At 62.8% G+C, this 23390-nt stretch carries 23 protein-coding genes; 10 read left to right on the plus strand and 13 right to left on the minus strand.

Features of this window, described 5'->3' with window-relative positions:
- Positions 1 to 223: 223 nt before the first annotated feature.
- Positions 224 to 619, minus strand: a complete 396-nt coding sequence (locus AC1RTB_RS15625) for a c-type cytochrome (RefSeq protein WP_492879900.1) — start codon at positions 617 to 619, stop codon at positions 224 to 226.
- A 298-nt stretch (positions 620 to 917) separates the two neighbouring features.
- On the opposite strand from AC1RTB_RS15625, the gene AC1RTB_RS15630 reads away from it, so the two are divergent.
- Positions 918 to 1754, plus strand: a complete 837-nt coding sequence (locus tag AC1RTB_RS15630) for a DUF2189 domain-containing protein (protein ID WP_492879899.1) — start codon at positions 918 to 920, stop codon at positions 1752 to 1754.
- Positions 1755 to 1841: 87 nt separating this feature from the next.
- Here the strand turns inward: AC1RTB_RS15630 and AC1RTB_RS15635 are convergent, their stop codons facing one another.
- From AC1RTB_RS15635 to AC1RTB_RS15665, 7 genes are all read right to left on the minus strand, one after another.
- A complete protein-coding gene (locus AC1RTB_RS15635) occupies positions 1842 to 2312 on the minus strand; it encodes an aminoacyl-tRNA deacylase (protein ID WP_492879898.1) in 471 nt (156 codons plus the stop codon).
- A gap of 119 nt (positions 2313 to 2431) precedes the next feature.
- On the minus strand, positions 2432 to 2815 hold the full coding sequence (locus AC1RTB_RS15640) for a cytochrome C oxidase subunit IV family protein (protein ID WP_492879897.1): 384 nt from the start codon (positions 2813 to 2815) through the stop codon (positions 2432 to 2434).
- A gap of 9 nt (positions 2816 to 2824) precedes the next feature.
- Positions 2825 to 3547, minus strand: a complete 723-nt coding sequence (locus tag AC1RTB_RS15645; RefSeq protein WP_492879896.1) for a heme-copper oxidase subunit III family protein — start codon at positions 3545 to 3547, stop codon at positions 2825 to 2827.
- 12 nt (positions 3548 to 3559) lie between these two features.
- Positions 3560 to 4264, minus strand: coding sequence for a cytochrome c oxidase subunit 3 (locus tag AC1RTB_RS15650; protein ID WP_492879895.1), 705 nt, complete (start codon positions 4262 to 4264; stop codon positions 3560 to 3562).
- A complete protein-coding gene (locus tag AC1RTB_RS15655) occupies positions 4261 to 6033 on the minus strand; it encodes a cbb3-type cytochrome c oxidase subunit I (protein WP_492879894.1) in 1773 nt (590 codons plus the stop codon). The genes AC1RTB_RS15650 and AC1RTB_RS15655 overlap by 4 nt, the downstream gene beginning before the upstream one ends.
- 75 nt (positions 6034 to 6108) lie before the next feature.
- Positions 6109 to 6954 (minus strand): cytochrome c oxidase subunit II, encoded by an 846-nt coding sequence (gene coxB / locus AC1RTB_RS15660; RefSeq protein WP_492879893.1) that lies wholly within the window; start codon positions 6952 to 6954, stop codon positions 6109 to 6111.
- A 246-nt stretch (positions 6955 to 7200) separates the two neighbouring features.
- The gene (locus AC1RTB_RS15665; protein WP_492879892.1) at positions 7201 to 7398 is read right to left on the minus strand and encodes a heavy-metal-associated domain-containing protein; all 198 of its coding nucleotides are present in this window, start codon (positions 7396 to 7398) and stop codon (positions 7201 to 7203) included.
- Between the two features lie 267 nt (positions 7399 to 7665).
- On the opposite strand from AC1RTB_RS15665, the gene AC1RTB_RS15670 reads away from it, so the two are divergent.
- From AC1RTB_RS15670 to AC1RTB_RS15700, 7 genes are all read left to right on the plus strand, one after another.
- A complete protein-coding gene (locus tag AC1RTB_RS15670) occupies positions 7666 to 10200 on the plus strand; it encodes a heavy metal translocating P-type ATPase (protein ID WP_492879951.1) in 2535 nt (844 codons plus the stop codon).
- Between the two features lie 60 nt (positions 10201 to 10260).
- On the plus strand, positions 10261 to 10530 hold the full coding sequence (locus AC1RTB_RS15675) for a glutaredoxin family protein (RefSeq protein ID WP_492879891.1): 270 nt from the start codon (positions 10261 to 10263) through the stop codon (positions 10528 to 10530).
- Positions 10531 to 10538: 8 nt separating this feature from the next.
- Positions 10539 to 11552, plus strand: coding sequence for a 2Fe-2S iron-sulfur cluster-binding protein (locus AC1RTB_RS15680; RefSeq protein WP_492943830.1), 1014 nt, complete (start codon positions 10539 to 10541; stop codon positions 11550 to 11552).
- A 123-nt stretch (positions 11553 to 11675) separates the two neighbouring features.
- A complete protein-coding gene (locus tag AC1RTB_RS15685; protein ID WP_492879889.1) occupies positions 11676 to 12050 on the plus strand; it encodes a hypothetical protein in 375 nt (124 codons plus the stop codon).
- A 72-nt stretch (positions 12051 to 12122) separates the two neighbouring features.
- A complete protein-coding gene (locus AC1RTB_RS15690; protein WP_492879888.1) occupies positions 12123 to 13616 on the plus strand; it encodes a multicopper oxidase family protein in 1494 nt (497 codons plus the stop codon).
- Positions 13617 to 13732: 116 nt separating this feature from the next.
- Entirely contained in the window at positions 13733 to 14131 is a 399-nt protein-coding gene (cueR, locus tag AC1RTB_RS15695) for a Cu(I)-responsive transcriptional regulator (RefSeq protein WP_492879887.1), read from the plus strand.
- 16 nt (positions 14132 to 14147) lie between these two features.
- On the plus strand, positions 14148 to 14585 hold the full coding sequence (locus AC1RTB_RS15700) for a YqaA family protein (RefSeq protein WP_492879886.1): 438 nt from the start codon (positions 14148 to 14150) through the stop codon (positions 14583 to 14585).
- Between the two features lie 3 nt (positions 14586 to 14588).
- On the opposite strand, the gene AC1RTB_RS15705 is transcribed toward AC1RTB_RS15700, so the two are convergent.
- From AC1RTB_RS15705 to AC1RTB_RS15715, 3 genes are all read right to left on the minus strand, one after another.
- Positions 14589 to 15665 (minus strand): ABC transporter ATP-binding protein, encoded by a 1077-nt coding sequence (locus AC1RTB_RS15705; RefSeq protein ID WP_492879885.1) that lies wholly within the window; start codon positions 15663 to 15665, stop codon positions 14589 to 14591.
- A gap of 205 nt (positions 15666 to 15870) precedes the next feature.
- Complete coding sequence (locus AC1RTB_RS15710; RefSeq protein WP_492879884.1) at positions 15871 to 18126, minus strand: ABC transporter permease; 2256 nt, start codon at positions 18124 to 18126, stop codon at positions 15871 to 15873.
- A gap of 3 nt (positions 18127 to 18129) precedes the next feature.
- A complete protein-coding gene (locus AC1RTB_RS15715) occupies positions 18130 to 19155 on the minus strand; it encodes an ABC transporter substrate-binding protein (protein WP_492879883.1) in 1026 nt (341 codons plus the stop codon).
- A 189-nt stretch (positions 19156 to 19344) separates the two neighbouring features.
- Here AC1RTB_RS15715 and AC1RTB_RS15720 point away from each other — a divergent pair, with 189 nt between their 5' ends.
- Together AC1RTB_RS15720 and AC1RTB_RS15725 are read left to right on the plus strand one after the other, a co-directional pair.
- A complete protein-coding gene (locus AC1RTB_RS15720) occupies positions 19345 to 19824 on the plus strand; it encodes an NUDIX hydrolase (protein ID WP_492879882.1) in 480 nt (159 codons plus the stop codon).
- Between the two features lie 148 nt (positions 19825 to 19972).
- Positions 19973 to 20992: a LacI family DNA-binding transcriptional regulator gene (locus tag AC1RTB_RS15725; protein WP_492879881.1), complete on the plus strand. Its 1020-nt coding sequence runs from the start codon at positions 19973 to 19975 to the stop codon at positions 20990 to 20992.
- On the opposite strand, the gene AC1RTB_RS15730 is transcribed toward AC1RTB_RS15725, so the two are convergent.
- A complete protein-coding gene (locus AC1RTB_RS15730; protein ID WP_492879880.1) occupies positions 20950 to 22683 on the minus strand; it encodes a metallophosphoesterase family protein in 1734 nt (577 codons plus the stop codon). The two genes, AC1RTB_RS15725 and AC1RTB_RS15730, sit on opposite strands and share 43 nt — an antisense overlap.
- Positions 22684 to 22714: 31 nt before the next feature.
- Positions 22715 to 23368 carry a dual specificity protein phosphatase family protein gene (locus tag AC1RTB_RS15735; RefSeq protein WP_492879879.1) on the minus strand — a complete coding sequence of 218 codons (654 nt, stop codon included), beginning with the start codon at positions 23366 to 23368 and terminating at the stop codon, positions 22715 to 22717.
- Between the last annotated feature and the right edge of the window lie 22 nt (positions 23369 to 23390).

Raw genomic sequence — 23390 nt, forward strand, 5'->3', positions numbered from 1 at the left:
AATCGATACAGACTTCATACAACGTTAGCAAGATGAAATTTTCACGGCGACCCGCATACCCTGCCGGGGCAGGAAGTGTGGGAGCACGCGCAATTGCGGCTCGCGCGATGCACTGATCCACGGACACGCTGTGTCGGAATACAAAGGCGCTCCGGTCGCGCATCGCGACCGGGCAGGCAATCATCCAATCCGATGAAAGATGGTCGCGGCGGGCGCCGCTTCGCTACTTCGACACGTCTTCGATATAGGCGATCACATTGGCGATGTCGGCGTCGTCCTTGAGGCCGGGAAAAGCCATCTTGTTGCCGGGCACCTTGTCTTTCGGCGCCTTCATGTAGGCGGCGATATTGGCCTCGTCCCAGACCAGACCGCCAGCGCCTGCCTTTTTCATCGCGTCCGAATATTTGGCCTGGAAGCTTGGCAGCGTACCTGCCGTGCGGCCGATGACACCATGCAGCGATGGGCCGACCTTGTCCTTTTCGGTCGCCGCCTCATGGCAGGCCATGCACTTGGTGAAGACCTTTTTGCCGGCGGCCGCATCACCTGCCGCATGAACCGGATTGGTGGCTAGAACCGAAGCTGCAAGAAGGGCATGTGCGCCCCATGCGGTCAGTCTCATGGCTATCTCCTCACTCTGGCCGGCGCTTCCCGTCGACGCAAACGATACTAGCGCTGCGCTGGCAAACGCGCCATGCGCCATTGCGTTGCAGCTTCTGGAGCCAGCGCATCTCAAGGACGTATTCGAGGTACTACAGCCGCGCGTTAAAAGGGACGCTCTGCGCTGTAGGGGCGACAAGTGCCACGATGATTGCTATCATCCCACACGGTGCAGGTCGCGGTTTCGCGTGACCAGACACGCTGGACGGCAGCACCGCGAGCCGCGACCCGAACCGGACCCGATCCCGGAGGAATGGTTCATGGCAAATTTCCACGTCTACGCAGCAGGCACTGGCAGCAACGTCGAACATCCCGCCATACGTCGAATTGGCGTCTCGGACGTCTTTGACGCGCTCCGACGGGGATTTGAGGATTTTTGGGACAAACCCTCGCACTATGTCTTCTTGTGCCTGATCTATCCTGTCGTTGGCGTGTTCCTCATCACCTGGACATCCGGCGGCAACGCGCTCCAGCTGATCTATCCGCTGGTGACCGGCTTTGCGCTGCTTGGCCCATTCGCGGCAATCGGCCTCTATGAAATCAGCCGCAGGCGCGAGAAAAATCTCGACACCTCGTGGAAACACGCCTTCGAGGTCAGGCAATCGCCCGCCATGCCGGCCATCGCCGCCCTCGGCATCATGCTCATGGTGCTGTTCGTGGCCTGGCTTTTGACCGCGCATGCGCTTTACGCCTGGCTCTATGGCGACACTGTACCGGCAACTTTCACCGGCTTCGCCAACGACGTGCTGACAACCCAGCGTGGCTGGACCCTGGTCGTCCTCGGCAATCTGATCGGCTTCCTGTTCGCCCTCGTCGCGCTCAGCACCACGGTCATCGCCTTCCCGCTGCTGCTCGATCGCGACATCGGCGCCTATGCGGCGGTCGAGACCTCGGCGCGCGCGATCATGGCCAATCCAGTGCCGATGCTGCTCTGGGGCCTGATCGTGGCCGCAGCCCTCGTTGTCGGGTCGATACCGCTGCTCGTTGGTTTGGCGGTCGTCCTGCCGGTGCTTGGCCACTCGACCTGGCACCTCTACCGCAAGCTGATCGAGCCGGCGCCCGCCCCCGTCAAAAAATCGCGCAAGCGCACGACCTGACTTCGTTGCCGCCGGCGGCATTCAGCCGTCGGCTCTCCCATAAACCCAAGAACGGCATCCGCCCCTGTTATGGGGCGGACGCATGTTTCACGCCGGATGGCTGAAGCGGGCGACGCGCGCACCTTGAAGCAGGTTGCGGAAGTCGCCGCCCGTGACATGCACCAGCGTCTTGTGGTCGCCAGCCTCGAAATAGACATCGCCTTCCGCGCCGAAGCTTTCGTCGAGGATGACCGGCACGTTGTAGGCTGCCCCCACCGGCGGCACGGCGCCGATGTCGCAGTCGTTGAACAGCTGGCCGACTTCGTCTTCGGATGCCAATCCGAGACGCTTGTCGATGACGTCCTGCAGCGTATTGAGCTCGACCCGGTGGCTGCTTGGAACCACCGCCAGGGCGTAGCCCATTTCATGGTGGAGCAGCACCGATTTGGCGAGCCTGCGGCCTGGAACATGGGCCGCCTGCGCCGTCTGGCTGCTGGTCGACGTTCGGTGATGGGCAACGGTATCGTAGTGGATGCCCTTGCCGGCTAGGTAGTCCTGAAGTTTCCTTGCGATCGTCATCGTGGGCGCCCTTCTGTTGGAGGTGGTGACGCATCGGAGAACGAGATCGAACATTCTCCTCCCATCATTTTTCCTGTCAACGAAGAACGCGAACTCCCTTGCCGAAAGGCGCTGCAATCCTATTGCCCGGAGCCAAAGGAAAGCACGCGCGTGATTTCGGTATGGCGCGACTCCATCACCATGATGCCGACGAAGACGAGGATCAGCAGCGGCGGAACGATGATCGCATAAGCAAGCGTCAGCCGCTCCCAGGCCATGTGCATGAACACGGCAACGATCAGGCCTGCCTTGAGTATCATGAAAGTCAGGATCAGGCCCCATCTGAGGTAGCCCTGCAGGGCGAAATAATCGACCGCATAGGAGCAGGCGCTGAGGATGAACAGCCATCCCCAGACCACGAGATAGAGCTTGATCGGATGCTGCTGGCCCTCGGCATGCGCCACCGTATGGGCGGGAGCGACATGCCCATGCAGCCCGTGATCCTGCGCTTCGACCTGTACCATCGCTCCACCTCACCAAAGATAGAAGAACGCGAAGATGAACACCCACACCAGATCGACGAAGTGCCAGTAGAGCCCCATGATCTCGACGCTCTCATACTGGCCCCGCCTGCTGGTGAAGAAACCGCGCGCGCCGGTCTCGTAGTCGCCGCGCCACACCTTGCGCGCGACGATCAATAGGAAGATCACCCCGATCGTCACGTGGGTGCCGTGGAAGCCGGTGATCATGAAGAAGGATGAGCCGAACTGTGCCGCGCCCCACGGGTTGCCCCACGGCCGTACGCCCTCGGTGATCAGCTTGGTCCATTCGAACGCCTGCATGCCAACGAAGGTCGCGCCAAGGGCCGCGGTCATCAGCATCAGGATCGCCGTCTTCTTGCGGTCGCGGCGGTAGCCGAAATTGACAGCCATCGCCATCGTGCCGGAAGACGAGATCAAAACGAAGGTCATGATCGCGATCAGGATCAGCGGAACGTCGCGGCCGAACAGATGCAGCGCAAACACCTCGCTCGGGTTCGGCCATGGCACGACAGTCGACATGCGCGCGGTCATGTAAGACAGCAGGAAACATCCGAAGACGAAGGTGTCGCTGAGCAGGAAGATCCACATCATGGCCTTCCCCCAGGAGACGTTCTTGAACGCCCTCTGGTCGGACGACACGTCGGCGACGATGCCGCGCAGGCCCGGCGGTCGCGGCGCGGTGTGATCGGCATGTCCCAGCGTGGTTTCGGCCATCCGCTTTCCCTCCTAGGTCAGCAACCGGCGGCAGATGTCGATGAAGTCGGCGGCCCAGCCCATCAGCACGGCAAACAGCACCAGCCACACGATCAGCAGCACGTGCCAGTACATCGCGCACAGCTCGGTCGACAGCACGAGCTTCGGCGATCTGTCACCCCGCCACACCCGCACATTGGTCCTGCCGAGCGCTATCAGGCCGCCGATGACGTGCAGCCCATGCATCGCGGTGATCAGGTAAAAGAAGCTTACGGCCGGGTTTTCAGTCGCGAAATAGCCCGCCGCAGCCAAATCCCGCCACGCCAGCAACTGCCCGCCCAGGAACGCCACCGAAGTCAGCGCGCCGGCCGTCAAGGCCAGCCTGAGATTGTCGAACTGGCCCTTATGAGCGGCCACCACCGCGCATTGGAGGGCTACGCTTGCCAGCACCAGCATGCCGGTATTGAGCCACAAGAGCCGTGGCATCGGCGGCGCCTGCCAGTCGTCATAGACCATGCGCATGAAGTAGGCGCTGATGAACAGCGCAAACAGCGTGCCGACGACCGCAAGGAACACACCGAGCCCGATCTTTGCCGGATGCATGAGCGGCGCTTCAGTCTGGGGAAAGGCGTTGACCGGCCCCGCTTCCAGCCACGGCTTGGACATCAGCCGCTGCCGCGCCAGCCACCAAGTGGCGATACCGGTGATCAAGGCGAGGAAGATCAGGATAGCGCTCATGCCGGTCCACCTCGCGTCAGCGGGCCGGGATCGTTCTGCGGGATGAAGTCCTCCGGCGCGCCGGGCACCGAATAGTCATAGGCCCAGCGGTAGACAACAGGCAGTTCCTTGCCGAAATTGCCATGCGGCGGCGGGGTGCCGGCGGTCTGCCATTCCAGCGTCGTTGCCCGCCATGGATTGTCGCCGGCGTCCTTGCCGTGACGGATGCTCCAGATGAGATTGAACAGGAACACCATCTGGGCAAAGCCGACGGTGAGGGCCGCGATGGTGATGAACTCGTTGAGCGTATGCACCGACGGCGGGATGAAGGCGGTGTCGCCGAGTTCGGGATAGCGCCGGGGGACGCCGACCAGCCCGACATAATGCATCGGGAAGAAGATCAGATAAGCGCCGACGAAGGTGACCCAGAAGTGGAAGCGGCCGAGCCACTCATTGAGCATCCGGCCAGTGATCTTGGGGTACCAGTGATAGATTGCGCCGAAGACGACCATGATCGGCGCCACGCCCATCACCATGTGGAAATGGGCAACCACGAACATCGTGTCCGACAGCGGCACGTCGACCACCACATTGCCGAGGAACAGGCCGGTCAGCCCGCCATTGACGAAGGTGACGATGAAAGCCAGCGCAAACAGCATCGGGATCGTCAGGTGAATGTCGCCACGCCATAGCGTCAGCACCCAATTATAGACTTTAAGCGCGGTGGGAACGGCGATGATCAGCGTGGTGGTGGCGAAGAAGAAGCCGAAATACGGGTGCATGCCCGAGACATACATATGGTGCGCCCAGACCACGAAGGAGAGCGCGCCGATGCCGATGATCGCCCAGACCATCATGCGGTAGCCGAAGATGTTCTTGCGCGCATGCGTGCTGATCAGGTCGGAGACGATGCCGAAGGCAGGCAGCGCGACGATGTAGACCTCGGGGTGGCCGAAGAACCAGAACAGGTGCTGGAACATGATCGGGCTGCCGCCATTATGCGGCAGTTGCTCGCCCATCTCGACGATCGCCGGCATGAAGAAGCTCGAGCCGATGACGCGGTCGAACAGCATCATCACGCAGGCGACGAACAGTGCCGGGAAAGCCAGCAACGCCATGACGGTTGCGGTGAAGATACCCCACACCGTCAGCGGCAGGCGCATCAGCGTCATGCCGCGCGTGCGCCCCTGCAGCACGGTCACCACATAGTTCAGCCCGCCCATGGTGAAGCCGATGATGAACAGGATCAGCGATACGAGCATCAGGATGATGCCCCAATCCTGCCCGCCCGGCGTGCCCGACAGGATCGCTTGCGGCGGATAGAGCGTCCACCCGGCCCCCGTCGGCCCGCCCGGGGCAAAGAAGCTGCCGACCAGCACCAGAACGGCCAGCAGGTAGATCCAGTAGCTCAGCATGTTGACATAGGGAAACACCATGTCGCGCGCGCCGACCATCAGCGGGATCAGGTAGTTGCCGAAGCCGCCGAGGAACAATGCGGTGAGCAGGTAGATGACCATGATCATGCCGTGCATGGTCATGAACTGGTAGTAGGCGTCGGGCGTGATGAAGGAGAATGTGTCGGGGAAGGCGAGCTTCAGCCGCATCAGCCAGGACAGCACGAGCGCCACGAGCCCGATGCCGATCGCCGTGCCGGCATACTGGATGGCGATGACCTTGGCGTCCTGCGAAAAGACGTATCGCGTCCACCAGCTGTGCGGATGGTAAAGCTCGGCCTCCGCCACTTCGGCGGGAGGGATGAAGTCTGCTCCATGAGGCGTGACATCGACCATCGGTACAGCTCTTCGCGTTCGTCGTTCCTGTTTTCGCTGGCGAGACCGCCATACGGCCGCTCGCCAAATGCTGCTCTATTGCACCTTCGCCTTGTTCGTTGCCGGCGCGGTAAGCGCGCCCACCTTCGCCGGCTGCGACAGCTGCGCGAAGGTCGACTGCTGTTGCAGCCAGGTTTGATAGTCCTGTTCGGAGTCGACCAGAACGGTGCCGCGCATGAAGGCATGGCCGACGCCGCATAGCTCGGCGCACAGCACCTCAAAGGTTCCCGTCCGCGTCGGGGTGAACCAGAAATAGGTGATCATGCCCGGCACCATGTCCATCTTGGCGCGGAACTCCGGCACGTAGAAATCGTGCAGCACATCGATCGAGCGCAGCACCATCTTGACCGGCTTGTCGATCGGCAGATGCAGGTCGGCAGCCTGGACAACGACATCGTCCTTGCTGTTGGGATCGTCCGGGTTGATGCCAAGTGGATTGTCGCCAGTGATCAGCCGCGCATTCGACGTGCCGAGTTTGCCGTCGGCGCCGGGCAGGCGGAAGCTCCATTGCCATTGCTGGGCGACGACCTCGACCTCGGTCGCATCCTTCGGAACAGTGATGAACTGGCCCCACACGAACAGGCCGGGCGCCAGCATCGCCGCAACGCCTACAGCGGTCACGACCGTCAGCCAGGATTCGAGTTTCCGGCTCTCCGGTTCGTAGGCCGCCTTCTGCCCTTCCTTGTGGCGGAAGCGGAAGATGCAATAGGCCATGAACAGCACGACGGCGGAAAAGACAGCGCCGGTGATCCAGAAAGTCATGACGAGAGTGCTGTCGATGTAGCCCCAGTTGGAGGCTATCGGCGTCCACCACCAAGGGCTCAGCACATGGAAGAGCACCGAGCCGACGACAATCAGAACGAGTACGAGCGCAATGGCCATCCTCTGTTCCTCCCGGCATTCCGAGGGACACAATCCCCTGAGGAAGGCCAGCCGCATCATAGCTTGATTTGGCGCGGAAATACTAGGGGAGGAAGGCAGCGGGAGGCCGCGTCATATTTGCAAGGCCTCATGTGGCAGCGGAAACTCTTCCGCAACCGGGCCTGTCTTCTTGGCAGCCAAGTTAAACGAGAAGGGCGGCGCGCCGGGATTGCTCCTTGCGCACCGCCCTTGGGCCAGTTCGGCTGATCAGACCGCCTGCGCTGGATAGCCGGCGGCGTCGAGCGCCTGGACAACCTTGGTCTCATCGGCGCTGGTGTGGACGGAAATGGTCTGCGACTTCAGATCGATGTCGATGCGCGCGCCAGCGTCAACGCTCTGCACAGCCTTGGTCACCATGCCTGCGCAATGGCCGCAGGTCATGTCGGGAACATTCATCTTCAGCATTTCAAATCCTCTTTCGGGCCGGCAACGCGCCGTGTCTGTAATGTGGTGCTTCCAGCAACTAGAAGGTCAAACGGTTTTCGATCACGGATTTGTTACCGCAGCTTTGCCCTGGCCGGCAAATTCGCAGAATGCGGAATGGCGACATATTATCAAATATTTTCAGTCAGTTACGATCCACATGAAAAACATGCGAGAAAGCTGTTGACCTTCCCAACACTGGAAGCATTAGACCTCGGTTAGAAATCGATGAAATAGAGGTCCATGACCATGAATGCTCCCTTGAACCTGCCGGTCCTGGCGACCGCGACCATCCGGCAAAACTTTCCTATCGAAGGCATGACCTGCGCTTCCTGCGTGCGCCGTGTCGAGATTGCCATCGCCAAGGTGCCGGGCGTGACGGCGGCAGCCGTCAACCTCGCGACGGAAAGCGCTGACGTCACCTTCGGCGGTGCCATCGATTCTGACGGGATCATCGCTGCAATTCGCGGTGCCGGCTACGACGTGCCCGTCGAGAAGATTGAAGTCGACATCGAAGGCATGACCTGCGCTTCCTGTGTGCGCCGCGTCGAGCTGGCAATCGCCGCCGTACCGGGCGTGAAGACTGCCACGGTCAACCTCGCCACCGAGCGCGCCACCGTCGAGACCTTCGCCGGTGCGGCCCCTCGTGCCGCCATCGACGCCGCCATCCGCAAGGCCGGCTACGAGCCGCGCCGCAGCGACGAGGCGGGCATGGAAGGCGACAGCCGTGAGGACGCCCGCAACCGCGAGTTCTCCAACCTCAAGCGCGACTTCGCCATCGCAGCTACACTCACGCTGCCGATCTTCGTGCTCGAAATGGGCTCGCACGCCATCCCCGCCATGCACCACTGGCTGTTGATGAATGTCGGCCAGCAGCCGCTTTACATCGCCTACTTCGTGCTCGCGACAATCGTTCAGTTCGGCCCAGGCCTGCGCTTCTACAAGAAGGGCGTGCCGGCTCTGCTGCGCCTGGCACCCGACATGAACTCGCTTGTCGTGCTCGGTTCGACCGCCGCCTGGACCTATTCGGTGGTCGCCACCTTTGCATCAGGCGTGCTGCCAGCTGGCACAGCCAATGTCTATTTCGAAGCCTCGGCGGTCATCATCACGCTGATCCTGCTTGGCCGCGTGCTCGAGGCCAAGGCCAAGGGCCGCACCAGCGAAGCGATCAAGCGGCTGATGGGCCTGCAGGCAAAGTCGGCGCGCGTCCAGCGCAATGGCGAGTTCGTCGACGTCGCGCTTGAAGATGTCGCTGCCGGCGACGTCATCCAGGTGCGTCCGGGCGACAAGGTGCCGGTCGATGGCATGGTGCTTTCGGGCTCGTCCTTCATCGACGAATCCATGATCTCGGGCGAGCCAATTCCGGTCAGCAAGGGCGAAGGTGCCGAAGTCGTCGGCGGCACCATCAACAAGACCGGCAGCTTCACCTACCGCGCCACCAAGGTCGGCGCCGACACGCTGCTGGCCCAGATCATCCGCATGGTCGAAACCGCGCAAGGCTCGAAGCTGCCGATCCAGGCGATGGTCGACAAGGTCACCTCCTGGTTCGTGCCCGCCGTCATGGCTGCCGCCGCGCTGACCTTTGCCGTGTGGCTGTTCTTCGGTCCCGAGCCGGCCATAAGCTTCGCGCTGGTCAATGCGGTCGCCGTGCTGATCATTGCTTGCCCGTGTGCGATGGGCCTTGCCACGCCGACCTCGATCATGGTCGGAACCGGCCGTGCCGCAGAACTCGGCGTGCTGTTCCGCAATGGCGAAGCCCTGCAGTTGCTCAAGGCAACCCAGGTCGTGGCCCTCGACAAGACAGGCACGCTGACCGCAGGCAAGCCCGTCATGACCGACCTCGAAGTCGCAAGGGGTTTTGAACGCACCAAGGTCCTGTCGCTGGTCGCCACCGTGGAGGCCCAGTCCGAGCATCCAGTGGCGTCGGCCATCGTCGCTGCCGCGAAGGAAGAAGGCCTGGCACCAGGTGAAACCAGCGCATTCGAAGCCATCCCCGGCTTCGGTGTCGGCGCCAGCGTCGGCAAGCATCGCGTCGATGTCGGTGCCGACCGCTACATGGCCAAGCTCGGTATCTCCGTGCAGGAGTTCGCCGAGACCGCTATCCGCATGGGCTACAAGGCCAAGACCCCGCTCTATGCGGCCATCGACGGCAAGCTCGCCGCAATCATCGCGGTGTCCGACCCGATCAAGCCGACGACGCCGCAGGCGATCCGTGCCCTGCACGACATGGGTCTCAAGGTGGCGATGATCACCGGCGACAACCGCCGCACCGCCGACGCCATCGCTGCCCAGCTTGGCATCGACGAGGTGGTTGCCGAGGTGCTGCCCGACGGCAAGGTCGACGCGATCAAGCGCCTGCGCGCTGGCGGTCGAGCCGTGACCTTCGTCGGCGACGGCATCAACGACGCACCGGCTTTGGCCGAGGCCGATGTCGGCATCGCGATCGGCACGGGCACCGACGTTGCCATCGAAAGTGCCGACGTGGTGCTGATGTCGGGCGACCTGCTCGGCGTGACCAACGCGATCGCGCTGTCGAAGGCGACCATCGCCAACATCCGCCAGAACCTGTTCTGGGCCTTCGCCTACAATGCCGCGCTCATCCCGGTTGCGGCGGGCGTGCTCTATCCGGTCAGTGGCACGCTGTTGTCACCGATGCTGGCTGCCGGTGCGATGGCGATGTCGAGCGTGTTTGTGCTCGGCAACGCCATGCGGCTCAAGCGCTTCCAGGCGCCAGTGCGGGCGACGGCGACATCAGGCACCCCGGCACTCGCGCAAGCGGCGTGACGTTTCCCCGGCCCGCCATCCAGGCGGGCCGCCCCTCTCCTCATTTCAAAGGCTAGGCACATGTCGACCAAAGTCGCCCCCTGGATCGAGATATTCACCACGCCGACCTGCCCGGATTGCCTCGCTCTCAAGCGTTGGCTGAACGCGCAGAAGCTACCTTTCGTCGAGCGTGACCTGCGCGACCCCGAGATCGCCGAGGAGGCCAAGCGTCGCACCGGCGTTCGCGTGGCCCCCATCACCATCATCGACGGCAAGCATGTTTTCTTCGGCACCTTTGCCGTGCAGCGCCCCGAAATCGAGGCCCTGATCGACCTGACCAGAGCCGCATGAGCAAGACGATGCCCCATCTCACCCTACCCCAACTCGGACGCCGCATCCCCGTTGCTGCCGAGCAGACCATCCTGCAAGCAGCAATCCATGCCGGCGTTGCCTATCCGCATGGCTGCCGTTCCGGCCGCTGCGGTTCCTGCAAATCGCGCCTGATCAGTGGAGATGTCGAACTCGGCAAGCACTCGCCTTTCGCCCTCACCGAGGAAGATCGGGCCAGCGGCCAGATCCTCGCCTGCCGGTCGGTGCCGACAACTGACGTGACCGTCGAATGGCTGGACGAAGCCTATGTCGCCAGGTCCGCTGTCATCCAGGACGCCGAGGTTACCGCCATCGAGCGCATGACCCACGACATCCTCGCTCTGCGCCTGCGGCTTTCCGATCGCCCAGCCTTCCGCTTCGCCGCCGGGCAATATCTGACCCTGACCGTTCCCGGCGCGCCGCCACGGCAATATTCGATGGCCAATCGCCCCGACGAGGAGCTTGTCGAACTGCACGTGCGGGCCATCCCCGGCGGGAAGACAAGCGCCCATATCCATGCCGCGCTCAAGCCAGGCGACAATGTCCAAATCGAGGGCCCCGCAGGTGCGGCCTATCTGCGCGAAGCGCATCCGGGACCGATCGTGGCCATTGCCGGCGGCAGCGGTCTGGCGCCGATCAAGTCGATCGTCGAGACAGCGTTGCGTGACGGCTTCGATGCGCCGATCCATCTTTATTTCGGTGCCCGCACCGAGCGCGACCTCTACCTTGTCGATCAGTTTCACGCGCTGGAAAGGCAGTTTGCCAATCTGGCTTTCGTGCCGGTGCTTTCGCAAGGTGGCGACCCCGGCTGGCGCAAAGGCTTTGTTTCGGATGCCCTGGCCGAGGATCATCTCACCTTGGCTGGCGCAAAGGCTTACGTCGCCGGCCCGCCGGCCATGGTCGATGCCGCAGGCACAGTGCTTGCCGCACGCGGGGTGCCGGCGTTGGACATTCATGCCGACGTATTCTTTACCCCGGTGGACAGCGACAACATCGTGACTTGACCTTCCAGCAGGTGGAAGCACCACAATGCCAGCATGCATTCGAAGCATACGCATCCCGCTCCACGACGCCCCGGCGCCGCGCTGGCACTCAGCGCGCGCTCGGTTACGCATGGAGCAGCTGCAATGACCGGACGGATGTCGCCGCTTGCCTTCGTCCGTTCGACCCTGCACTTGCTGCTACCAGCACTGCTGCTGCTTCTGGTTGCCTTCGGCCAGGCCGCATCCGCGCACCCTGCTGGCGGCCAGCATCAGTCCCATGTCAGCCAGGCGGTCTCACATCACGCAACGGCCGACATCACCTGTTGCGGCGATCTCTCGCAGGACGAGAATAGCAAGGCCTGCCTTGCGCAATGTCTCGCTTCTTGCGGCTATTGCGCGCCGTTGCCGCTGCCAACGGACTTCCCGGTCGAGACCGACAGGCTTCCAGCACCTCGCGCCGCCGAGCCTATGTACGGCGCCATCGCTGCGCCGCATCTCCGACCACCGTCGATATCCTGAGCCGAGGCGCGGCAACGCGCTCGATCCGGCTCGACAAGGGCCGGAACCGTTTCAGATTTGGAGAACATCGTAATGAACACCCTTTCACGCCGCGGTTTCCTCGCGGTATCCGCCGCAACGCTCTCAGCAGCGGCGGCTCCCTCACTCCTGCTTCCGGTACGCCAGGCCCGTGCCGACAGCCACAAGGTCATCACTGCCGCCAAGCGCGTCATTGAGGTCAAGGGCCGCTCCGCCAACGTTTTGGGCCTGACCCAGGCCGACGGCAGCCACGGCCTTGTCATGAATGCCGGCGAGCGCTTCCGTGTCCGGCTCGAAAACCGCATCGGCGAGCCGACCGCCATACACTGGCACGGCCTCACCCCGCCCTGGCAGCAGGACGGTGTCGCCGGCATCTCGCAGGACCCGATCGCCGATGGCGAAGGCCACGATTATGACTTCCCCGTCGCGCGGCCAGGCACCTTCTGGATGCATTCGCATGTCGGCCTGCAAGAGCAGCACCTGCTCGCCGCTCCGCTGATCGTCCGCGATCCGACCGAAGCCGGCGCCGATGTGCAGGAGGTCGTCGTGCTATTCCACGACTTCACCTTCCGCGACCCCAAGGAGATCCTGGCCGAGCTCAAGGCCGGTGGCCACGATATGAGCGCCATGCAGGCGCCAGCAGCGTCGGGGCACGAAGGCCACAACATGCCTGGCATGTCAGCTGGCCAGATGGACCATGGCAGCATGAACATGGGTGGCATGCCGATGGGGGGAATGGCTCACCTGCAGGACGTGCAATATGATGCCCTGCTTGCCAATGACCGCACGCTCGACGACCCGGAGGTCTTCGCCGTTGAAACAGGCGGGCGGGTGCGCCTGCGCCTGATCAACGGTGCGGCGAGCACCAACATGTGGATCGATCTCGGCCAGCTTTCAGGCAAGCTGATCGCAGTCGACGGCATGCCGGTCGAACCGATCGACGGCTCGCGCTTCGAGTTTGCCGTGGCGCAGCGCCTCGACATCATCCTCGAGCTGCCGAGAGAAGCTTCGGCCTGGCCAATTTTCGCCGTGCAGGAAGGCGGGCGCATGCGCTCTGGTGCGGTCCTCGCGGCAAAGGGCGCCACTGTCGCCAAGTTCGCCGACATGGCGGATACGGACTTCCCCGCCGTCGGCGCCGAGCTGGAACAGCGGCTCCGCGCCACAAAGCCGCTGACTGAAAAGGCGGCCACGCGCGAGCACACCATGATGCTGGGCGAAGGACCAAATTATGTCTGGACGCTCGATGGCGCCATGCATGGCCAGGACAAGCCGTTGGCAGTGACGAACGGCGACCGCTTCGAACTCACCTTCATGAACCACACCACCATGTCGCACCCGATGCACCTGCACGGCCACCACTTCCAGGTGGTCGCGGTCAACGGCAAGCGTTTTGCCGGTGCCATGCGCGACACGGTGCTGGTGCCGGCCAATATGGGCATGGTGACCATCGCCTTCGACGCCGACAATGCCGGCAAATGGGCGCTGCACTGCCACCATCTCTACCACATGGTGGGTGGCATGATGACCTCGCTGGCCTACGACGCCTGAGCCTCACCAGTCGGGCCGGCTCACGCTGGCCCGGCTGCCATCACAATTTCGCCAGCCCCTTGAACTTCTAGCTACTGGAAGCTTTATATGGGTGAAAGTTCGCTCAAGGAGTGACCATGAACATTGGTACCGCATCGGGAAAGTCGGGCCTGCCGGCCAAGACCATCCGCTATTACGAAGAGATCGGCCTGTTGAGTCCCGACCGGGCCGACAACGGTTATCGCGACTATTCCATGTCCGACGTGCACCGCCTGCGCTTCCTGCAGCGCTCGCGCAGCCTCGGCTTCTCGGTCGAGGAATGCCGCCAGCTGCTGTCGCTTTACGGCGACAAGGAGCGCGAGAGTTCTGACGTCAAGGCCCTCGCCGAGACCAAGCTTGCCGAGATCGACCGCAAGCTCGCCGAGCTGACCGAGTTGCGCAACACGCTGCGCCATCTCGTTCACAATTGCCATGGCGACAGCCGTCCCGACTGCCCGATCATCGACGGCCTTTCCGGCCGGGCACAGGCGCAATAGACCGCGTGAATTCGCGGTGACCAGCCTCGCCGCCTATGGCGGCCTCTTCGTCGCGGCCTTCGTTGCCGCGACACTTTTGCCGGCACAGTCCGAAGCCCTGCTTGCCGGGCTCATCCTCAACGGCGGCTATTCGCTTGCCTTGCTGATCATCATTGCCACGATCGGCAACGTATTGGGCTCATGGGTCAACTGGCTGCTCGGCCGACAGGTCGATCGCTTCAAGGACCGCCGTTGGTTTCCAGCCAGCCCCGCCGCACTGGCACGCGCCGAAGGCTGGTATCGCCGCTATGGCCGTTGGAGCCTGCTGCTGTCTTGGGTGCCCATCATCGGCGACCCGCTGACACTCATTGCCGGTACGCTAAAGGAGCCGCTGTGGAGCTTTCTGGCTCTCGTCGGCTCGGCCAAGCTGGTGCGTTATCTTGCGGTTGCAGCGGCCGCCCAGCGTTTCATGTGAATCCTATGCCCTGATCAGCACCGGCCCGCGCGCGGCAAAACCGATGCCGACCTCCTGCCCCGGCCTGAACGGCGCATCGACATCCGGCGACACGGCGAAGACCTCGCCGAACTCGGTACCGACCATGAACTCGAGGTCGCTGCCGACATAGGTCACCTTGTCAAGCCGGCCCGGAATGGTGCGCGGGCTTCCAACTGGACGGATCTCGATGCGGCTCGGCCGCACCGCGAGCTTTGCCGCCCCTGGCTTCATGCCGCGCGCGTCGAGCTTGGTTTCAAAACTACCCAGCCGCACATGCGCCAGCCCATCGTCGACCGCAGCGATCTCGCAGTCGAAGATATTGGCCTCGCCGATGAAGTCGGCAACGAAGGCATCCGCCGGCGCGTCATAGAGTTCGCGTGGCGTGCCATCCTGCGCGATGACGGCATTGTTCATGACGATGATGCGGTCGGAGACGGCCAGCGCCTCCTCCTGGTCGTGCGTGACGTAAACCACTGTCAGGCCAAGCTTGGTCTGGATGTCGCGGATCTCCTCGCGCACCCGCCGCCTGAGCTTGGCGTCGAGATTGGACAGCGGCTCGTCGAACAACAGCACCTGCGGCTCGAGCACCAACGCGCGCGCCACGGCAACGCGCTGCTGCTGCCCTCCTGATAGCTCACTCGGCAGGCGGTTGCCATAGCCGGAGAGCCCAACCAGTTCCAGCCCGGCACGGGCGCGCTCGCCGATCTCCTTCTTGGCGAAACCGGAGAACTTGAGCCCGTATTCGACATTCTCGTTGACGCTCATATGCGGAAACAGCGCATAGGACTGGAACACCATCGACACGTCGCGGTCCGTCGCCGGCAGCGTGGTCACGTCGGTACCGCCGATCAGGATTTTACCGCGCGTCGCCATTTCGAGCCCGGCGATCATGCGAAGCGTGGTGGTCTTTCCGCAGCCCGACGGTCCAAGCAGCGTCACGAGTTTGCCGGCCTCGACAAACAGAGAGACGTTGTTGACCGCCGCTGTCGGGCTCTTGCCATAGATCTTGGTGACCTCGCGGAACTCCACCGAGGCGGCGTTGCTCTTGATCTCGGCCATCAGCGGCTCCTTGAGGTTGTCGGCTGGTGGTCGGCTGTACCCCCACCCCTAACCCCTCCCAACAAGGGGGAGGGGGATTGGTGGCGCGTTCCCATCACATCAGGGATGCGACTGGGAGGGACGGCGGAAGGATCCCCCTCCCCCTTGTGGGGAGGGGTTAGGGGTGGGGGTAACAAGGTCGCGGATGCGGCCAGCAACAAGTCCATCAGCTACCTCCCGAAAATGCCGGTTGGCTCACATTCGTACGCGACTGCGACAACTCATGCCCGCGCCGGCCGATATTGCGCCGCCCGACCAACAGCTGCATCAGCCCGACGACCGCCAGCATGACGCCGATCAGCACCGCCGAATAGGCGATCGCGATGCCGTATTCGTTGTTTTCGACACGGCCGACGATGTAGCTCGTCGACATGTCGTAGCGGGCGCTGACAAGGAAGATGATGGCACTGATCGCCGTCATCGCGCGGACGAAGGAATAGACCAAAGCCGCAAGGATCGCCGGCCTCAGCAGCGGCAGCACCACCTTGCGGAAGGTCTGCCAGGAATTGGCACCAAGCGTCAGCGACGACTCGTCCAGGCTCTTGTCGATCTGCGACATCGACGCCACCCCTGCCCGCACGCCCACAGGCATGTTGCGGAAGATGAAGGCCAGCACCAGGATGATGCCTGTGCCGGTCAGTTCGATCGGCGGCACGTTGAAGGCGATCACGTAACTCACGCCGATCACCGTGCCGGGAATGGCGAAGGACAACATGGTGCCGAACTCGAAGGCGTTCTTGCCGGCAAAGTTCTGCCGCACCAGAAGATAGGCGGTGAGCAGGCCGATGGCGGCGGTCAGCGGAGCCGAGATCAGCGCGATCATCATCGTTGTCCAGAACGAACTCCAGGCCGAGCCCTTCCAGTGGATGCCGAACTCGTTCCAGCCGACAGCGAACGCCTTGATATAGTGGGCGAAGGTCAGGCTGTGATCGACGCCCCAGAGCTTGACGAAGCTGCCGTAGAAGATCGTCCCATAAATGACGATGGTGAAGATCGCCCAGAAGCCGGCGATGCCATAGACGGTGCGCCGGAGCCCGGTCGGCAATTGCGGATGCACGCCTGAGTCACCCTTGCCCGACAGCGTCGTGTAGGACTTCTTGCCGAGCCAGAAGCGTTGCGCGTAAAAGGCGACCAGCGTGAAGGCGAGCAGAACCATTGCCAGGATCGCCGCTTGCGCCTCGTCATTCTGCGCACCGACGATGGCGAAGAAAATCTCGGTCGACAGCACATCGAAATTGCCGCCCAGCACCAGCGGATTGCCAAAATCGGCCATGCTTTCGATGAAGCCAAGCAGGAAGGCATTGGCGAGGCCGGGTCGCATCAACGGCAGCGATATCGTCCAGAAGGTCTGCCAGCGATTGGCGCGCAGCGTCTGCGCCGCCTCCTCCATCGACGGGCTGACGCCCTCGACGACACCGATCAGCACAAGGAAAGCGATCGGCGTGAAGGCCAAAAGCTGGGCGATGAGCAGGCCCGGCAGGCCATAGACCCAGCGCGTCGGCTGGATGCCGAAGACCTCGGCAACTGACTGGTTGATCACGCCGGAGAGGCCAAACAGAAGAACAATGGCAAGGCCGATGACAAAGGGCGGCGTGATGATGGGCAGCACCGTCAGTGCGCGCAGCAGCTTGCCATAGCGAAAGCCGGTGCGGGTCACCACCAGCGCGAAGACAAGCCCAAGGACCGTGGTCAGAACGCCGACGAGAACAGCCAGGAACAGCGAATTCCAGGCAACGCCGCAACGGCTGCCACCGGTGAGGCAATCGAGCCCCCACAGCCGGGCGCTGAACAGCTTGCCGAGGAACGCGCTGAGCGAATAGGTGCCGTCTGCGGTGATCAGCGCATTGGCCAGCATCTGCAGGATCGGCATGAAGATGAAAAGCCCGACCGCCGCCACCACAAAGGCGATGGTCGAAACCACAAACACGTCGCCGCCGACCGCGCCACGTGCCGCAAGGCCGAGCGAAAACAAAAACAGGAAGGCAAGGCCCACCAGCAGCGCGCCGTAGCCCATGCCGAACTGGCGGTCGCCGAGATCGCCGAACAGGCTTTGCAGCCAGCCGAACTGCCAGCCGCGCAGGCCGATGGCAAAACCCTGGAACATCATCCAGGCAAAACCGGCAGCACCTATGGCAATCAGCAATTTGCCGAACAGAGGATCGGATTTCCTGCGCCCCCACAACAACAGCGGCGCGGCCAGCGCCACGCCAAGCGGCGCCAGCCACAGCTTCTCGCCCTTGAGGTTGAGGATCAGCGCGGGCGCGAACTCGCTGTCGAGCGGATAACCCCCAAACAGCCATGAAAGGCCGAAGAACCCATCTTCGACACCGAACCAGGGGAGCACGGCAAAGCCAAGCCAACCGACCGCCATCCACAGGACGACGGCCGGGTGCAGGCGGCCGCTGAAATCGCGGGAGCGCATGGCTTACTGCGGCAGCGTCGAGACCTCCGTGTCCCATTTCGACAGCAGACGCTTGCGCTCGTCGCTTGAGCCGTACTTCGCGAAGTCGTAGTCGATCAGCTTGATGGTCGAGAGGTCGGGCGTCAGCTCCGACACGGTCGCCGACTTGTTCGACGGCAGCTGGAACGACTTCACGTCCTTGGCCTTGCTTTGCATCTCGGCCGAAAGCGCCCAGTCGTAGAACTTCTTGGCCGCCTCGGGATGGCGCGCGCCCTTGATGATCGACATCGAGCCGATCTCGTAGCCGGTGCCCTCGCACGGCGCAACAGTCACGATCGGGAAGCCGGCGGCTGTCTGCGCCACCGCGTCGTGCATGAACACGATGCCGATGGTGGTTTCGCCCAAGCCCGCCGCCTTGATCGGCGCCGAACCCGACTTGGTGTACTGGTTGATGTTCTTGTGTAGGGCCTTCATGTAGTCGAAGCCCTTGTCCTCGCCAAACAGCTGCACCATCGTTGCCAGCGTCGTGTAGGCGGTACCCGATGAATTCGGATTGGCGATCTGGATCTGGCCCTTATATTCGGCCTTGGTCAGGTCTTCCCAGCACTTCGGCTCGGGCAGGCCGTTCTTGGCCAGCAGATCCTTGTTGTAGCCGAAGCCGAGCGCCCCGGAATAGACGCCTATGGTCTTGTTGCCGGCGGCTTCCGCCTGCTTGATCGCCCAGTCGTGCAGCTCGCCACGCATCGGCGACATATATGCCTCGGTGAGGTCTTCCTGGGCCGCCTGCAGATGCGGGTCGCCGGTACCGCCCCACCAGACATCGCCCTTCGGATTGCCGGCCTCGGCGCGCAGCTGGGCATAGGTTTCGCCCGAGCTCTTGCGCGTCATGTCGACGGTGATGCCGGTCTTTTCTTCAAAACCGGTCTTGATCTGCTGGCACAGTGCCTCATCGGCGGCACAATAAAGTGTCAGGCTCTCGGCCTGCGCCGCCGTACCACCGGCGAAAAGAACAGCGGCCAAAGCGGCCGAACGCAAATAGGCAGATTTCATGTTTTGGTTCCCTCCGATTTATTTTTCGCCGTCTAACGATCTTATGTCGTTTTAGCCTGTTGCAGAGTGAGTGCTTTTTACGCATTTTGCAATCGTGTTCATCACACTATCTTAAGCGTCATGAAGCTGAACCGGCCGCAGTGCTACAGCACCTGAAGTGGTCGCATCGAAAGGAATGATTGGGCGAAAATGCCAAAGGACAAGAAGACCCTGCGCAAGGCGACCAAGGGCGAGATCATCGCCCAGGTTGCTGCCATTCCGTTCCGGCTGAACGGGGGCGGCGAGCTTGAGGTCATGCTTGTGACGTCGCGCGGCACCCGCCGTTTCATCGTGCCCAAGGGTTGGCCGATGAAAGGCAAAAGTGCCCGCCAAGCCGCCCTTGTCGAGGCCCGCGAGGAAGCCGGCGTGCGCGGAAAGGCGCTGAAAACGCCAGCCGGCAGCTATTGCTACTGGAAACGGCTGTCGACCAGTTTCGTCAATGTCGTGGTCACCGCTTACCTGATCGAGGTGTCGGAGGAGTTGCAGGAATGGCAGGAGGCCGGGGCGCGGCAGCGCGCATGGCTGGCACCCGCCGATGCTGCGGTACTGATCGACGAGCCGGAGCTCGCAACCCTCATCCGCAACCTGACCGTCGCTGACCTCGCAGCCCCGGTTGAAGCAACCGCCTGAACAGGTTTTCCAAGCGACAGCTGATCGCTGCAAGATTGCAGCCAAAGGATTGCAGAGGCGGCAATCCGATTGTATCAGGAATGGCGCGTTGCACATTTGTGCAACGCTTGCGAAGCGGTTCGCCGCGTGGCCAAACTGGAGCTGTGCAATGTCCGAACTGAAGCCGGGCAGGTCATTCGTCAGCGCACAGCAGGTCGCTGAACTGGCCGGCGTTTCGCGCTCGGCGGTATCGCGTACCTTCACAGATGGGGCGAGCGTCTCGGAGACGACACGCAAGAAGGTGCTGGAGGCAGCCGAGCAGCTCGGCTACCACGTCAACCACCTTGCGCGTAGCCTGATCCACGAAAACAGCGGCATCGTTTGCCTGATCGGCGCCGACATCAACACGCCCTATCATTCGCGCCTGCTCGACGCGATCACCCGGCGCCTGCAGGCGATCAACCGCGTCGCCATGGTCATCAACACCTCGGGCGACAGCGACAGCGTCGAGGCAGCCCTGCGCCAGACGCTGAACTACCGCGCCAATGCCACTGTGGTGCTGTCAGGCACGCCGCCGGCATCGCTGATCAACACCTGCATCAACAGCGGCCAGCACGTCATCCTGATCAACCGCGACGATCATCTCGACGGCCCCGAAAGCATCACCGTCGACAACGCTGTTGCCGCGCGCGAAGCCTTCCACATGCTGCACCGCGCCGGCTGCAGCCGCATCGCGGTGGTCTCCTCGCAAGCCGGCACGCCCAGCCTGGTCGCCCGCGAGCGCGGTTTCCAACAAGCAGCCAAAGAGGCTGGCCTCGACGTCACCATCACCCGCGCCGGCCCGACCGGCTACGGCGCTGGCTTCGAGGCAGGGCGCCTGCTGCTCAGCGGCTCGGAACGGCCCGAGGCGGCGTTTTGCGTCACCGACCTTCTGGCCTGCGGCTTCATGGATGCGGCGCGTGTTGAGTTCGGTATGAACGTGCCGGCGGACCTCTGCGTCGTCGGCTTCGACGATATCGAGCAGGCCAGTTGGGCGTCCTATCAGCTGACCACCTTCCGCCAACCGATCGCCCAGATCGCCGAACACATCACCACGCTTCTGGAAAGCGACGATCCCGGCGCCTTGAGCGGCGGGCGCGTGTGCTTTCACGCCGCTCCGGTCTGGCGCCGCACGGTGCGACCCAAATGATCGTTGCGCTCGACCTTTCCGGTGGCGAGGTCGACGGAAAAATCGCGCGAGGGCTGACTGTCGAGCCAGTCCATCATCATGCGCATGAACGAGGCCAGCCGGTCCTGCAGACTGCCCTGCGGCCATGATCCAACGGCATATCGCTGCGCTGTCAGACGGTAGGCTGCGATGCGCTCGGCATCGATGAAATCGAGCGCGATCTCCCTGCCCTTGCGCAGCCGATACCAGTCGACGATCACCTCGAAGAAAGGGAGTCCGCGCCAAGCCTCCATGCCCGTCTCTGTCTTGCGCACAGCAGCCAAAACCAACGGCACGTCACTGACCGCAAGCGGCTCGCGAATACCGGCGAGCGCGTCGAGGTCGCCAAGGCTGAGCTGGGGTACAAGCCCGGCCAGATCCTGCGGCCACTCCTTGGGCAGATAGCGGTGGCGCACCATCTCAGTGAGATGACGGCTGAGGAAATCGGCATGGTTTTTTGCGTCCGTCACCGCAGCCGAAAGCCCCTCCCTTGCCGCCTCGACACGATAATACGGGAATGCCGCGTCATAGCCGGGCACATCGGCGATGGTCACAGTCTCGACGTCGAGGCTTGCGCTACCGACATCGACGACCTTGTAGGCCGGCGGGAAGCCGACCATCGAGGGGACCGCGATGTTGACGAGGAAATCGTCGCCATCGCGGAAAAGCGCCGTGTCGTTGATATGCAGGTGGCCGCTGAAATGCACCTTGATACCAGTAGACGCTGCGGCGCGAGAAACTTCCGCACCTGGCGTGCGCCTGAGAAAACTCGTGTCGTTCAAGATCTTCGCTTCGTCGGCCGAGGTGCCGTTGAGCGGATCGATGACAGGATAGTGCGAAAAGGCGATCAGCTTCTTGCCCGCCACCTTGGCCCTCGCGGCGACATCCTTCATCCAGGCGAAGACGAACGGCTTGTTGCGCAGCATAGAGTTCCAGCCGGCATCGGTGCTGTCGAGGTAGCTTTTCTCCAATGTCGGATCGAGATCGCCATTGCGCGGCTCGAACACATTGGCGTCGATCGACAACAGCCACAGCCCTTCGACAGGCTCGACCAGGAAGGAGGCATCAACGATACGCCGCGTGGTCAGGCTATCGGCCGAGGCGATCTTGAACGTGCGCGCCTCAAGCGCATCCTCGGCGCCGAACGGGCATTCCCAATGCAGGTCGCCGTCACGTCGGAAGAAGCCATAGGCGCCCATTGCCGCAATGGCCGTGTCATAGCCGCCGCAATACATCTCGGCGATGACGATCCGCTCGACGGAGTCACCTTGGCTGACATTCGCGTCGCTGGTCACCAGCGTGTGCGAGCCGTCGGTATTGAGAAAACGCTTGCTCTGGTGGCGGCCATGGATGGCGTAGAGATCATGATTGCCAGGTGTTGCCACGAAGCGCAGGCCGAAGCGTCTGGAATAGTCGTCCAGCAGCGCGGTCGCCGCGGTCATTGTCGATTGCTGGCCGTCGTCGGTCAGGTCGCCGGCAACAACCACCAGCGAAATGCCCCTGCGCACGATGTCGTCGAGCAGCGCGCGGGTCGCATGAAAGCTTTCGTTGAACACCCGCGTCGACGCTGCTGTGTCGGCGAGAGTCCGGATCGCCGCCCCTTCACCCGACCACCCGCCCTGGCGATGGCTGATGTCGTGGAAATGCGGGTCGGCGATGACGGCTATCTTCATTTCATTCTCACTCGTGGATGGCACGCGCCATTCAGTCGGCCGTGGCGAGGACGCCTGCTGCGCGACCGGCTGGCAGTTCCGGCAGCCCCTTGTCGATCATGGCGATCCATTGCGCTGCCTTGCGCGCGGCGGCGATCAGCATCGGCTTCGGCGCCTCGTGCCATTCGTCCGGGCGAAGCTCTCGCTGCACACGCACATGCTGCAAGGCGTCCTCCAGCGTCGGAAACCTGTCCGGCATCTCGACATGCAGGAAGAGTGCGACAAGCGTCACCGAACGGCTACGGCCGCCACGGCAATTGACCAGCACATTGCCCTTCTCGCGCCGGCGATAGGTACTTTTTTCAGGCAGTTGCTGGGAGAAGGCGCCGCGCAGCAGATAGTAGCCTGCGAGCATCATCGTCTCCGGATTGCCATGGCCGTCGATCAGGCCAAGCTTGTAGTAGCGCACGGCACCGACACCGTAGATGGCATCATCCGCCTCGCCCTCGCCGAACGGCTCGGTCGCGTAGTTGAAGTCGAGATTGACGGCGCAATTCACCACTGTCGTGATGTTGTTTTCCCTAAGCAGCGCGAGGTCGCCTGCCCCGTCCATGCCGCTGACATAAACATCGACGCCATAGCCGGTGATATTGCGTTCGATCAGGCTGAGCGCCGGACGCTCATATCGCGGGCTATTGGTGTCCATGGGCGTTCGGCCTTGATGCTTG

Source organism: Aminobacter sp. GW821-FHT11F06 (assembly GCF_058808215.1).